General features: G+C 73.2%; 9 protein-coding genes. 4 read left to right on the plus strand and 5 right to left on the minus strand.

Annotation, left to right across the window (positions count from 1 at the left end; all coding sequences use genetic code 11):
• Positions 1–18 precede the first annotated feature (18 nt).
• Genes QC282_RS19555 through QC282_RS19570 form a run of 4 tightly spaced genes read left to right on the plus strand, consistent with a single transcriptional unit; the run spans position 19 to position 4,937 of the window.
• A complete protein-coding gene (locus QC282_RS19555) occupies positions 19–1,509 on the plus strand; it encodes an ABC transporter substrate-binding protein (protein ID WP_279550789.1) in 1,491 nt (496 codons plus the stop codon).
• Entirely contained in the window at positions 1,506–3,299 is a 1,794-nt protein-coding gene (locus tag QC282_RS19560) for an ABC transporter permease subunit (RefSeq protein ID WP_279550790.1), read from the plus strand. Before QC282_RS19555 ends, QC282_RS19560 begins: the two co-directional genes overlap by 4 nt.
• Positions 3,286–4,266 carry an ABC transporter ATP-binding protein gene (locus tag QC282_RS19565; protein ID WP_279550791.1) on the plus strand — a complete coding sequence of 327 codons (981 nt, stop codon included), beginning with the start codon at positions 3,286–3,288 and terminating at the stop codon, positions 4,264–4,266. The genes QC282_RS19560 and QC282_RS19565 overlap by 14 nt, the downstream gene beginning before the upstream one ends.
• Positions 4,263–4,937, plus strand: coding sequence for a dipeptide/oligopeptide/nickel ABC transporter ATP-binding protein (locus tag QC282_RS19570; RefSeq protein WP_279550792.1), 675 nt, complete (start codon positions 4,263–4,265; stop codon positions 4,935–4,937). Before QC282_RS19565 ends, QC282_RS19570 begins: the two co-directional genes overlap by 4 nt.
• Positions 4,938–5,007: 70 nt before the next feature.
• Here the strand turns inward: QC282_RS19570 and serA are convergent, their stop codons facing one another.
• From serA to QC282_RS19595, 5 genes are all read right to left on the minus strand, one after another.
• Positions 5,008–6,609, minus strand: coding sequence for a phosphoglycerate dehydrogenase (gene serA / locus QC282_RS19575; RefSeq protein ID WP_279550793.1), 1,602 nt, complete (start codon positions 6,607–6,609; stop codon positions 5,008–5,010).
• 266 nt (positions 6,610–6,875) lie between these two features.
• On the minus strand, positions 6,876–7,874 hold the full coding sequence (gene ilvC, locus QC282_RS19580) for a ketol-acid reductoisomerase (RefSeq protein WP_279550794.1): 999 nt from the start codon (positions 7,872–7,874) through the stop codon (positions 6,876–6,878).
• Positions 7,875–7,992: 118 nt separating this feature from the next.
• Entirely contained in the window at positions 7,993–8,517 is a 525-nt protein-coding gene (gene ilvN / locus QC282_RS19585) for an acetolactate synthase small subunit (protein ID WP_279550796.1), read from the minus strand.
• Between the two features lie 20 nt (positions 8,518–8,537).
• Positions 8,538–10,385: an acetolactate synthase large subunit gene (locus QC282_RS19590; protein WP_279550797.1), complete on the minus strand. Its 1,848-nt coding sequence runs from the start codon at positions 10,383–10,385 to the stop codon at positions 8,538–8,540.
• A 243-nt stretch (positions 10,386–10,628) separates the two neighbouring features.
• Positions 10,629–13,661 carry a bifunctional diguanylate cyclase/phosphodiesterase gene (locus tag QC282_RS19595; RefSeq protein WP_279550798.1) on the minus strand — a complete coding sequence of 1,011 codons (3,033 nt, stop codon included), beginning with the start codon at positions 13,659–13,661 and terminating at the stop codon, positions 10,629–10,631.
• Positions 13,662–13,954 lie beyond the last annotated feature (293 nt).

Consider the following 13,954-nt stretch of genomic DNA (forward strand, 5'->3'; position numbering starts at 1 on the left):
CTTTGCCCGGAGGGTCCCGTGCGCCTGCCCGCCCGTCTGTTTCCCGTCGCCGCGCTCACCGCGGCGTCCGCACTGCTCACCGGGTGCTTCGCCGCCACCGGGTCCCAGGATGGCGACGGCGGGGACGGCCGCCGCATACGCGTCGCGATGATGCAGCCGCCGCGCTCCGGCCTGTCCCCGCTGTCCGACGACGCGTTCAAGCTGTCGCGCTGGTCGACCGCGGAGACGCTCGTGAAGCTGGACGCGGACGGCGACGCCGTGCCCGCGCTCGCCACCAAGTGGCAGCAGTCCGGGCGGAGCTGGACCTTCGAGATACGCGACGGCGTGACCTTCCACGACGGGAGCGAGCTGACCGCCGAGGCCGTGGTGCGCTCCCTCACCCGCGCGGCCTCCGCCGCCCCGAAGCCCCGCATCCTGGACGGCGTCGAACTGACGGCCCGCGCGCGGGGCGACAGCGTCGTCGTCACCACCGCGGAGGCGGACCCGCTGGTCCCGCAGCGGCTCAGCTCCCCGCAGCTGTCGATCCTCGCGGCGAAGGCGTACCGCGGGAAGACCGTCGACCCGGTCGGCGCGGGCACCGGCCCCTTCGAGCTGACGAAGGTCGTCGGCACCTCCTCCGCCTCCCTCGACCGCTACGACGGCTACTGGGGCCGCCGGGCCAAGTCCCCCGGCATCGACGTGACGTTCGTGCCCGACGGCACCGCGCGCGCCGCCGCCCTGCGCAGCGGCGAGGCCGACATCGTCGAGGCGGTCCCCGTGTCGCAGGCCGCGCTGCTCGACCAGGACCTGATCACCGAGGTGCCGATGCCGCGCACCAACACCCTGTACCTCAACACCGAGAAGGGTGCCTTCCGCAGTCCGGCGCTGCGGGCGGCGGCCCGGGAGGCGATCGACGCCGAGTCGATCGTGAAGGGCGTGTACGAGGGCCGCGCCGACGTCGCCGAGGGGCTGCTCGGGCCCGCGCTGCCGTGGGCGGCCGGGCTGCGCGGGCCGGTCGAGCGCGCCGAGGCCGGCGATCCGAACGGCAAGACCGTCACCATCGGCACCTTCACCGACCGCGCGGAGCTGCCCGAGGTCGCCGCCGCGCTGCAACAGCAGCTCCAGAAGGCCGGGTTCAGGGTGAAGCTGGAGGTGCGGGAGTACGCGAACATCGAATCCGCCGCGCTGGCGGGCGAGTTCGACGCGTTCGTGCTGTCCCGCGCGACCGTCCTCGACTCCGGCGACCCGGCCGCCTACCTCTACAGCGACTTCGCCTCCGACGGCTCCTTCAACATCTCCCAGCTCGCCGACCCGGGCGTCGACAAGGCGCTGCGGAAGGCCGGCGGCACCCGCACCGGTGAGGCGCGGCGCGCCGCGGTCGTCGCCGCCGAGGCCGCCGTGCTGGCCACCGACGCGGCCGTGCCGATGCTCCACGAGCGGGTCATCCAGGGCGACGCCGCCGGGGTGACCGGCGCCGCGCACGACCCGCGCGAGCGGGAACTGGTCACGGCGGACACGTACGTCAAGTGAGACCGACCGCCGCGGGGGCGACCCGCGCCCTCTCGCTCGCCGCCGTACTGGCCGCCGTCGGGCTGCTGCCCTGGCTGTCCGGCCGGGACCCGGCGCTGACCGTGCTGCGGGCCAGGTCCGCCGAGCAGGAGCCGACCCGCGAGGCCCTGGACGCCGTACGCCGTGACCTGGGCCTGGACGCCGGGCCGCTGTCGCTGCTCGGGCGGTGGGCCGGCGGGCTGGCGCGGGGCGATCTCGGGACCTCGTGGGTCTCGGGGACCGACGTGCTGCCGTCCGTCGTCGCCGGGCTCCAGGTGTCGCTGACGCTGATGGGCGCGGCGCTCGGGGTCGCGCTGCTGCTGGCCGTCGCGCTGGTGGCGCCGGTGCTGTGGCGGGGGCGCGGCACGGGCGGGGTGCTCGCCGCGATGCTGGCGGCCGTGCCGGAGTTCCTGCTGGCCACGGTGGCGCTGCTGGTGTGCGGGGTGTGGCTGGGGTGGCTGCCCACGTCCGGCTGGCAGGGACCGGCGCATCTGGTGCTGCCCGCCGTCGCGCTCGGCGTCCCGGCGGGCGGTCTGCTCGGACGGCTGGTCGCGGACGCGCTGCCCGGCGTGCTCGACGAGCGGTGGGTGGAGTTGTGGCGGGGCGCCGGGGTGAGCCGGGCGCGGATCGCGGGGGCCGCGCTGCGGCGCGTACTGCCGCCGCTGGTACCGCAGTTCGGGATGGCCGCCGTGGGCCTCACGGGCGGCGCGGTCGCCGTGGAGACGGTGTTCGCGGTGCCGGGCATCGGGCGTACGGCGCTCGGCGCGGCCAAGTCGCAGGACCTGCCGCTGCTCCAGGGCGCGGTGCTCGCGCTGCTCGCGCTGGGCCTGGTCACCGGCGCGCTGGCCGCCCTGCTGCGGCGCCGGCTGCTGGGCCCTGCGCTGCGCGACGCGGGGCTCGCCCTGCCGCCGGTGCGGCCGGTCCGCGCGCACCCGGCGGTGCCGGTCGTCCTGGGCGCCGTACTGCTCGCGGCGATCGGCTGGGGCCTGGTGCGCGACCCGTACGCGGTGGACACGTCGGCCCGGCTGGCCGCGCCGTCCTGGACGTATCCGCTCGGCACCGACGGCCTGGGCCGCGACGTGCTGGCCCGGCTCGGGCACGGTGCGGCCGCCACGGTCGGCACGGCCGCCGCCGTCTGCCTGCTGAGCCTGCTGGCCGGGCTCGCGCTGGGCTTCCTGCCCGGGGTCGCGGCGGGCGCGGCGGACATCGCCAACGCGCTGCCCCCGGTGATCGTGGGCATCCTGGTCGCGGCGGTCGCCGGGCCGGGCACCGGCGGCGCGGCGCTCGCCGTCGCGCTGATCTCCTGGCCGCCGCTCGCCGCGCACGCCGCCGCGCTGGTGCAGGAGGTGCGGGCGTCGGCGTTCCTGACCGCCCAACGGGCCATCGGCGCGGGCCCGTTGTGGATCGTCACCCGGCACGTCCTGCCGTCGGTGGCCGCGCCGGTCGCCCGGCACGCCCTGCTGCGGCTGCCCGGCATCGCGCTCGCGCTGGCGTCCCTGGGCTTCCTCGGCCTGGGCGCCCAGCCGCCCGCCCCCGAGTGGGGCCTGCTCCTGGACGAGTCCCGCGCCTACGTGGAACGCGCCCCGTGGGCGGCGCTCGCCCCGGCGGCCGCCCTGGCCCTGCTGGCCGGCCTCGCGGTGTCCGTGGCGGCGTACGCGCGGGGCCGGACGGCGGGGCGCGGCGGAACCGCGCGGCGTGCCGCCCGCGCCGGGCGGCCCGCACGGCCCGGCACCCCTACCCCGGTGAAGGAGGCCCCCGTTGCAGCCGGATGAGCCGCTGCTGTCCGTGCGCGACCTGCGCATCGCCTTCGACGGCGTGGAGGCCGTCCGCGGTCTCTCCTTCGACGTCCGCCCCGGTGAAGTGCTCGCCCTGGTCGGCGAGTCGGGCGCGGGCAAGTCGCTCACGGCGCGGGCACTGCTCGGGATGGTGCCGCGCGGGGCGGTGACGAGCGGGAGCGTGACGCTGCGGGGCTCCCGCGACCTCGCCGCCGAGCGGGGCCGGCGGATCGCGCTGGTCCCGCAGGACGCGCTGGCCGCGCTCTCGCCGGTGCACCCCGTGGGTGACCAACTCGCCGCCGCCGTACGGTCGGTGCGGCGCGTGTCGCGGGCCGAGGCGCGGGCGCGGGCGGTCGCGGCGCTGGACCGCGTCGGCATCCCGGACGCCGCCCGGGCGGCACGCGCCTACCCCCACGAGTACTCGGGCGGCATGCGCCAGCGCGCCGTCATCGCCATGGCCGCGGTCAACGAGCCCGACGTGCTGGTCGCCGACGAGCCGACCACCGCGCTGGACGAGGAGCGCCGGGACCAGGTCCTGGGCGTGCTCGCCGAGCGGCGGGAGGCGGTCGGCGCGGCGCTGGTCCTCGTCACGCACGACATGGACGCCGTGGGGGACCACGCGGACCGCGTGCTGGTCATGTACGCCGGGCGGCTCACCGAACTCGGCCCGGCCGGCGACGTACTGGCCCGCCCCCGCGCCCCCTACACGGCCGGTCTGCTCGCCTCACTCCCGCAGCACACGCCGCCCGGCCGACGGCTGCCCGCGCTGCCCGGCACCCCGCCCGCCCCCGGCGCGCTGCCGGCGGGCTGCGCCTTCGCCCCGCGCTGCCCGCTCGCGGCGGACGTGTGCCAGGAGACGGACCCCGAGCCGCGGCGGACGGACGGCCGCCTGGTCGCCTGCCACCGCCCGGACGACGTCCCCTCCCCCGCCCTCGCGCTGTTCCAGGAGACGCAGTCCGCATGAGCACCCCGCCACCACCCCTGCTCGACGTCCGGGGCCTCGTCGTCCGCTACGGCCCGGTCACCGCCGTGGACGGCGTCTCCTTCTCGCTGGACGCCGGGGAGACCCTCGCCCTCGACGGGCCGTCCGGCTGCGGCAAGTCCTCCACGGCGCTGGCCGTGCTCCAGCTGCGCCGCCCCGACGCGGGCGAAGTACGCTTCGAGGGACGGGAGTTGACGACTCTCCCGGAACGGGAACTGCGCCCGCTCCGCCCCCGCATGCAGCCGGTCTTCCAGGACCCCTACGGCTCCCTGAGCCCTCGCCACCGCATCCGCGACGCGGTGGCTGAGCCGCTGAAGGTGCAGGGCCGCTGGCACGCCACCGACGGCCCCGCGCGCGTCGCCGAACTGCTCGACCGGGTCGGCCTGGACCCCTCCTACGGCGACCGCCGCCCGCACGAGCTGTCCGGCGGCCAGTGCCAGCGCGCCGGCATCGCACGGGCCCTGGCGTCCGACCCCCGTCTGCTGGTCCTGGACGAACCGGTGTCGGCCCTCGACCCGTCGGTCCGGGCCGGGGTGCTGAACCTGCTCGCCGACCTCCAGGACGAGCTGGGCCTCGGCTACCTCTTCATCTGCCACGACCGGGCCGTCGTACGGCACTTCGCTGACCGGGTGCTGGAGATGCGGGCTCCCTGAGCGCACACGCGAAAGCGCCGGGCGAGCTGGTCTCCAGCCCGCCCGGCGCCCCGCTGCTTCAGCGGCAGCCTCAGACCAGGTTCACCGAGCGGGCCGACGTCGCGCCGATCTCCGCGGCGACCTCCGACAGCACCGCGGGACCCACCGTGTCGTCCACGGTCAGCACCGCCAGCGCCTCGCCGCCGACGGCGGCGCGGGCCACCTGCATGCCGGCGATGTTGATGCCCGACTCGCCGAGGATGCGGCCGACCGTGCCGACGACACCGGGACGGTCCTCGTAGCGCAGCACCACCATGTGGTCGGCGAGCGCGAGGTCCACGTCGTAGTCACCGACGGCGACGATCTTCTGGACGTGCTTCGGGCCGGCCAGCGTGCCGGAGACCGACACCTCCTCGCCGGTGCCGAGCGTGCCGCGCACCGTCACGACGTTGCGGTGGTCGGCCGACTCCGAGCTGGTCGTCAGCCGCACCTCGACGCCGCGCTCCTGCGCGAACAGCGGGGCGTTGACGTACGACACCGTCTCGTCGACGACGTCCTCGAAGACACCCTTGAGGGCGCTGAGCTCCAGCACCTTCACGTCGTGCTGGGTGATCTCGCCGTACACCTCGACGTCGAGGCGGACCGCGACCTCACCGGCGAGCGCGGTGAAGATGCGGCCGAGGCGCTCGGCGAGCGGCAGGCCCGGCTTGACGTCCTCGGCGATGACACCGCCCTGCACGTTCACCGCGTCCGGGACCAGCTCACCGGCGAGGGCGAGACGCACCGACTTCGCGACGGCGATACCGGCCTTCTCCTGCGCCTCGTCCGTGGAGGCACCGAGGTGCGGGGTGCACACGACCTGGTCGAACTCGAACAGCGGCGAGTCCGTGCACGGCTCCTTGGCGTACACGTCGAGGCCGGCGCCGGCGACGCGGCCCTCCTTGAGCGCCGAGTACAGCGCCTCCTCGTCGACGATGCCGCCGCGCGCGGCGTTGACGATGCGGACGCTCGGCTTGACCTTGCGCAGCGCCTCGTCGCCGATCAGGCCGACCGTCTCGGGGGTCTTGGGCAGGTGGACGGTGATGAAGTCGGAGACCTGCAGCAGCTCGTCCAGGGAGAGCACCTTGACGCCCATCTGCGCGGCCCGGGCGGGCTGCACGTAGGGGTCGTAGGCGACGACCTTCATGCCGAAGCCGGACATGCGCTGGGCGACGAGGGCACCGATGCGGCCCAGGCCGACGACACCGAGCGTCTTCTCCGCCAGCTCCACACCCGTGTACTTGCTGCGCTTCCACTCGCCGTTCTTCAGAGCGGCGTTGGCCTGCGGGATGTTGCGGGCGGTGGCGATGATCAGACCGCAGGCCAGCTCGGCGGCGGTCACGATGTTGGAGGTGGGGGCGTTGACGACCATCACGCCGGCCTTGGTGGCGGCGGAGACGTCGACGTTGTCAAGGCCGACGCCGGCTCGCGCGACGACCTTCAGCTTGCGGGCGGCGGAGATCGCCTCGGCGTCGACCTTGGTGGCCGAGCGGACCAGGATCGCGTCCACGTCGGCGATGGCCGGGAGCAGCTCGTCCCGGTCGGCGCCGTTGCAGTGGCGGATCTCGAAGTCCGGACCAAGCGCGTCCACGGTCGCGGGCGACAGCTCTTCAGCGATGAGTACCGTAGCTTTTCGACTGGGGTACGAGCTCACGTGAGTCCTCACAAGTCCAATGCGGACGGCCGTCCCGACGGCCGCATGCGGTGGAGGGTTGCTAGCCGCGTGGAAGACGCACGACGCTGTGGGCCTGACGCGTATGTTCTGCAGCAGTGTAGTGGCGCCGAGGGCGTCGTCTTACGCCGCTACGGAAGGATCACCCGTCCGTGGCCGGACGGGATGGACAACGCCGCACCTACGACGTTACCCGGGGTTCGCCGAAGGGGCCGGAGCGAGATGCTCCGGCCCCTCGGGCGGGCGGCTTACGCCTCCTCGTCGACCCAGCTCATGAGCTTGCGCAGCTCCTTGCCGGTGGTCTCCAGCAGGTGCTCGGAGTCCTGCTTCTTGTACTCGTTGTACTTCTTCAGACCGCCGTGGTACTCGTCCATCCACTGCTTCGCGAAGGTGCCGTCCTGGATCTCGGCGAGGACCTTCTTCATCTCGGCCTTGGTGGCGTCCGTGATGATCCGCGGGCCGGTGACGTAGTCGCCCCACTCGGCGGTCTCGGAGATCGACCAGCGCATCTTCTCCAGGCCGCCCTCGTACATGAGGTCCACGATCAGCTTCAGCTCGTGCAGGCACTCGAAGTAGGCGATCTCCGGCTGGTAGCCCGCCTCGGTCAGCGTCTCGAAGCCCGCCTTGACCAGCGCGGCGGTGCCACCGCAGAGGACGGCCTGCTCGCCGAACAGGTCGGTCTCGGTCTCCTCGGTGAAGGTCGTCTTGATGACGCCGGCGCGGGTGCCGCCGATGCCCTTCGCGTACGACAGGGCCAGCGCGAAGGCGTTGCCCGTGGCGTCCTGCTCGACGGCGGCGATGCAGGGCACGCCGCGGCCCTCCTCGTACTGGCGGCGGACCAGGTGGCCCGGGCCCTTGGGGGCGACCATGCAGACGTCCACGCCGGCCGGGGGCTTGATGAAGCCGTAGCGGATGTTCAGGCCGTGGCCGAAGAACAGGGCGTCGCCGTCGTTCAGGTGGGGGGCGATGTGCTCCTCGTAGACCTGGGCCTGGATGGGGTCCGGGACGAGGATCATGATGACGTCGGCCTCGGTGGCGGCCTCGGACGGGCTCACCACGCGCAGGCCCTGCTCCTCGGCCTTCGCCTTGGACTTGGAGCCCTCGTGCAGACCGACGCGCACGTCGACACCCGAGTCACGGAGCGACAGCGCGTGGGCGTGGCCCTGGCTGCCGTAACCGATGACCGCGACCTTGCGGCCCTGGATGATGGACAGGTCGGCGTCGGCGTCGTAGAACAGCTCGGCCACTTTGGGTTCTCTCCTTGTGTGCAGGTGTCGCGTCCCACCGTATGACGGTGGGGGGAGGGGAAGTTTCGGGGTCTCGGAATGCGGGCGGCCGGATGAGCCCGGCCGCCCGGTTGTGTCGCTATGCCGACCGGTCGAGAGCGCGCAGCGAGCGGTCCGTGATCGAACGGGCGCCGCGGCCGATCGCGATCGTGCCGGACTGGACCAGCTCCTTGATGCCGTACGGCTCCAGCATCTTGAGCATGGCGGACAGCTTCTCGCCGGACCCGGTGGCCTCGATGGTCACGGCCTCCGGGGAGACGTCCACGGTCTTGGCGCGGAACAGCTGGACGATCTCGACGATTTGGGAGCGCGTCTCGTTGTCGGCGCGCACCTTCACCAGGACGAGTTCGCGCTGCACGGCCTGGGACGGCTCGAGTTCGACGATCTTCAGCACGTTGACGAGCTTGTTGAGCTGCTTGGTCACCTGCTCCAGTGGCAGGTCCTCGACGTTCACCACGATGGTGATGCGGGAGATGTCGGCGTGCTCGGTGACGCCCACCGCCAGCGAGTCGATGTTGAAACCGCGCCGGGAGAACAGGGCGGCGATGCGGGCGAGGATGCCCGGGGTGTTCTCCACCAGGACGGAGAGCGTGTGCTTGGACATGTTCGTGTGCTCTTCCTCGCTCAGTCGTCTTCGTTGTCGCCGAAGTCGGGGCGGACGTCCCGGGCGGCCATGATCTCGTCGTTGGAGGTGCCGGCGGCGACCATCGGCCACACCATCGCGTCCTCGTGGACGATGAAGTCGACGACGACCGGGCGGTCGTTGATCGAGTTCGCCTCCTCGATGACCTTGTCGAGGTCGGCCGGGTCCTCGCAGCGGATGGCGTAGCAGCCCATGGCCTCCGACAGCTTCACGAAGTCCGGGACGCGGGTGCCCCGGGCCTCGGGGTTGACGTCGTCGGGACCGGAGTGCAGCACGGTGTTGGAGTACCGCTGGTTGTAGAACAGCGTCTGCCACTGGCGGACCATCCCGAGGGCGCCGTTGTTGATGATGGCGACCTTGATCGGGATGTTGTTCAGGGCGCAGGTGGCGAGCTCCTGGTTGGTCATCTGGAAGCAGCCGTCGCCGTCGATCGCCCAGACGGTGCGGTCGGGGGCGCCGGCCTTGGCGCCCATGGCGGCCGGGACGGCGTAGCCCATGGTCCCGGCGCCGCCGGAGTTGAGCCAGGTGGCGGGCTTGTCGTACTGGATGAAGTGCGCGGCCCACATCTGGTGCTGGCCGACGCCCGCGGTGAAGATCGTGCCCTCGGGGGCGAGCTGTCCGATGCGCTCGATGACCGCCTGCGGGGACAGGGAGCCGCCCTCGGGCTGGTCGTAGCCGAGCGGGTAGGTCTCGCGCCAGCGGTCGAGGTCCTTCCACCAGGCGGTGTAGTCGCCCGTGTGGCCCTCGCTGTGCTCCTTCTGGACGGCCTGGATCAGGTCGGCGATGACCTCGCGGGCGTCACCGACGATCGGCACGTCGGCGGCGCGGTTCTTGCCGATCTCCGCCGGGTCGATGTCGGCGTGGACGATCTTGGCGTGCGGGGCGAAGCTGTCCAGCTTGCCGGTGACGCGGTCGTCGAAGCGGGCGCCGAGGGCGACGATCAGGTCGGCCTTCTGCAGCGCGGTGACGGCGGTGACCGCACCGTGCATGCCGGGCATTCCCACGTGCTGCGGGTGGCTGTCGGGGAACGCGCCGAGCGCCATCAGGGTGGTGGTGACGGGCGCGCCGGTCAGCTCGGCGAGGACCTTCAGCTCGGCGGTGGCTCCGGCCTTGAGGACGCCGCCGCCGACGTAGAGGACGGGCCGCCTGGCGGCGGTGATCAGCTTGGCGGCCTCACGGATCTGCTTGGCGTGCGGCTTGGTCACCGGGCGGTAGCCGGGCAGGTCCATCACCGGCGGCCAGGAAAAGGTGGTCTTCGCCTGGAGGGCGTCCTTGGCGATGTCGACCAGGACCGGGCCGGGGCGGCCGGTGGAAGCGACGTGGAAGGCCTGCGCGATGACCCGCGGGATGTCGTCGGCGTTGGTGACCAGCCAGTTGTGCTTGGTGATCGGCATGGTGATGCCGACGATGTCCGCCTCCTGGAAGGCGTCCGTGCCGATCGCCTTGGAGGCGACCTGACCGGTGATCGCGACCAGCGGCACCGAGTCCATGTGGGCGTCGGCGATCGGGGTGACCAGGTTGGTGGCGCCGGGTCCCGAGGTCGCCATGCAGACGCCGACCTTGCCGGTGGCGAGCGCGTACCCCTCGGCGGCGTGGCCCGCGCCCTGCTCGTGGCGGACCAGGACGTGGCGGACGCGGGTGGAGTCCATCAGCGGGTCGTACGCCGGAAGGATGCAGCCACCGGGAATGCCGAATACCGTGTCGGCCCCGACCTCCTCGAGAGAGCGGATGAGGGACTGCGCGCCCGTGACGTGCTCGGGGGCGGAGTGCTGTCCTCCGGATCGGGGCCGCGGCTGCGGATGATGGGCCCCGGTGGCCTGCTCGGTCATCGGCATTCTCTTCTCGATGCTGAGGGTTTTTGCGAAGTTCGTGCGGTGTACGCGTGCTGTGCGGCAGGTGCCTGTGCAACAAAAAACCCCTCGTGCCATAAGGCAAGCGAGGGGAGCGCGCCGGGTGGGGTCGCTGGGAGTTCCGGGTCGATCCGGACGTCACCAGCTTCAGCCGACGCGCTTTCCAAGTACGAGAATTCGGGTGCGCATGGCACTGACCCTCCCCCCGGCACGCACTCACTGTCAAGTGGGTGGGACGGGAGTCTCATTATGTGAGCGCAGGGCCGTCCCGCCTCGGAGGACGGCCGTCACTCCGGTGGAGTACACGCCCGTGGCGCCCCCCGCGAACGCGGGCTCGGCCGGTCCGTGCGGCACCGGGTAGTGGCCCGCGGTGAGGGCCCGGCGCAGCCGGTACTCGTCCAGCGGCCCGGAGAAGGCCATGCCCTGCCCGTGGGTGCAGCCCATCGCGCGCAGGGCGAGGACCTGCTCGGGCAGGTCCACCCCGTCGGCCACGGACTGCAGCCCGAGGTCGGTGGCGATGCGCAGCAGCCCGCTGGTGATCTTGTGCAGCCGGGCGGACTCCACGACGCCCTCGACCAGACCGCGGTCGAGTTTCAGGAAGTCGACGGGGAGCCGTCTGAGGGCCGTGATCGTGCCGTAACCGGTGCCGAAGCCGTCCAGCGTGATCCGGACGCCGGCGCGCTTGAGGGCGTTCAGGCGGCGCTCCAGCTCGTCCAGGCCGACGCGCGGGTCGGTGTCGGCGAGCTCGACGACCAGCGAGCCGGGCGGCAGTCCGTGCCGGGTGAGCAGCGCCTCGATGGAGCCGAGCGGCATGGCGCGGTCCAGCAGCCTGCGGGCCGCGATCCGTACGGCCACGGGTACGTACAGTCCGGTCGTGGCCCGCTCGGCGGCCTGCTCGACGGCCTCCTCCAGCACCCAGCGGCCCAGCTCGGCGGTCTTGTCGCTGTCCTCGGCGACCCGCAGGAACTCGGCCGGGGTGAACAGCACGCCCTGCGACGAACGCCAGCGGGCCTGGGCGCACACGGACGTGATCCGGCCGTCCTGGAGGGACACCACCGGCTGGTGCAGCAGGGCGAACTCGCCGTCGTGCAGCGCGGCACGCAGCCGCGTGGCCAGCTCGGCCTTGCGGACGACGTCCTGCTGCATCTGCGGTTGGTACAGCTCGACGCGGCCCTTGCCGCCGGCCTTGGCCCGGTACATGGCGAGGTCGGCGTTGCGGAGCAGTTCGCCCGCTCCGATGCCCGGCTCCGCGAAGGCGACGCCGATGGAGGCGTTGACCCTGACGTCGTTGCCGTCGATGACGTACGGCTGGGACAGCGTCAGCCTGAGGCGGTCGGCGAGCTCCAGGATGTGCCGTTCCCGGGCGGTGCGGTCGCGGGCACCGTCCCCGACGATCAGGGCGGCGAACTCGTCGCCGCCGAGCCGGGAGGCGGTGTCGCCGCGGCGGACCGCCTCCTGGAGTCTGCGGGCGGCCTGGACGAGCAGTTCGTCGCCGGCCTGGTGCCCGATGGTGTCGTTGACGGCCTTGAAGCCGTCCAGGTCGATGAAGAGGACGGCCGTGCCGCGCAGGGCGGCGCCGCGGTCGCCCGCCCGCCGGCCGGAGAGCGCCTGCTGGACCCGCTTGGTGAACAGCGTGCGGTTGGGCAGGTCGGTCAGCGGGTCGTGCTCGGCGTTGTGCTGCAACTGCGCCTGGAGGCGGACCCGTTCGGTGACGTCCCGGCTGTTGAAGATGAGGCCGCCGTGGTGCCGGCTGACGGTCGACTCGACGTTGAGCCAGCCTTCCCCGCTCTCGGCTTCGCTCGAGCGGGAGGTGCCCCCACCGCCGGACCGGAAACGGCACTCGATGCGCGTAGTGGGTTCGTCGGCCGGGCCGGCGGCGAGGAATCTGCGCACCTCGTGCACCACACGGCCCAGGTCCTCCGGGTGGATCAGGCTGGACAGCTCCTGCCCGACGAGTTCCTCCGCGGGGCGTCCGTAGACACCGGCGGCGGCCGGGGAGACGTACCGGAGGATGCCGCTGGGGGCGGCGATCATGATGACGTCGCTCGAGCCCTGCACCAGGGAGCGGAAGTGGTTCTCCTTCTGCGCCAGTTCCTGGGTGAGGGTGATGTTGTCGAGCAGCATGATCCCCTGCCGCACGACGAGCGCGAGCACCACCGTGCCGCAGGTGATGAGCACGACGCGGTCGACGCTGCGGCCGTTGAGGACGTTGTAGAGGATGCCCAGGGTGCACACGGCGGCCGCGAGGTAGGGCGTGAGGGCGGCCAGGGAGCCGGTGATGGGCCGGGCGGCCGTGTAGCGCGCGAGGTCGCCGCTCTGCTCGGGCTGCGGGCGGCGTGCCCCGGTGCGGCCGGGCAGGTGCTCGTGCACCACGCGTGTGTGCCCGTCGGCGTGCTGCGGCCCGGCGTCCCGGGGCGCGGCCCACGGGGCGTACGCGAGGAGCAGGGAGCCGGCGAACCAGCCCGCGTCGAGCAACTGGCCCGAGCGGTAGCTGTCCTGGAACAGCGGCGAGGTGAACAGGGCGTCGCACAGCACCGTCAGGCCGAGCCCGCCGACCGCGGTGTTGAGCACCGCGCGGTTCACCGAGGAGCGCCGGAAGTGCAGCGCGAGCACCATGCTGACCAGCGCGATGTCCAGCAGCGGGTAGGCCAGCGACAGCGCGATGTGCGCGACGCCCGGCCCCTCCGACTTGGCCGCCTGGGCGAGCGCCAGGCTCCAGGCCAGCGTCAGCAGCGAGCCGCCGATCAGCCAGGCGTCCAGGGCGAGACAGACCCAGCCCGCCTTGGTCACCGGCCGTATGGCGAGCACCAGGAGTCCGACGATCGCGGGCGGCGCGAAGCACACGAAGAACAGGTCGGCGTAGGAGGGACTGGGCACGGGTACGCCGAGGACGACCTCGTACCAGCCCCAGACCAGGTTGCCCAGGCACGCCATCGCCGAGGAGAGGCCGAACAGCAGCCAGGCGGGGCGGAACCGGACCCGTGGGCCGCGGGCGTACACCAGGCAGGAGACGGCGGCGGCAGCGGCGGCGGCGCTCAGCCCGAAGTCGCCCATGATCAGGGCGAGTTGCCGGGACCCCCAGCCGAACGCGGCGCCTAGTGCGTAGGCCGCGCAGACCAGGGCGAGAGCGAGGCGGTGGGCCAGGCGGCCCGGGCCGTCGGCGGCGGCCGGCGGGCGGGGCAGCACGGTTCCCGGCGTCCGCTGCGGGCGCAGCGCGCCGTCGAGGGTCGGCGCGGGAGGCGGCGGCGAACTCACCGGTCCCTCCTGGTCCGCGTCGGCCCCGGGTCGCGCCGGTCCGGGTGCGCCGGGTGGGCATGCCTTCTGCGGCTGCCGTGCCTGCGCTGCTGACTGTGCCGGCTGTGACTGCTGTGAAGGCCGCCCTGCTGGGCGTGGCAGCCGCGTCTGCGCGCGGCCGTCCGCCAGGGTCGCCGCCGGCGGCCCCGCCGCATCGGATCGCTCGTCCATAGGCCGTGCATCGCCCGTCGCCCCCCTCACAGTTCTGAATGTCCGTCCCCGGCGCCGAACAGTGCGCGGCGCAACCCCTGTCG

It is taken from the genome of Streptomyces sp. DH24, assembly GCF_029813775.1.
Taxonomy (GTDB): domain Bacteria; phylum Actinomycetota; class Actinomycetes; order Streptomycetales; family Streptomycetaceae; genus Streptomyces.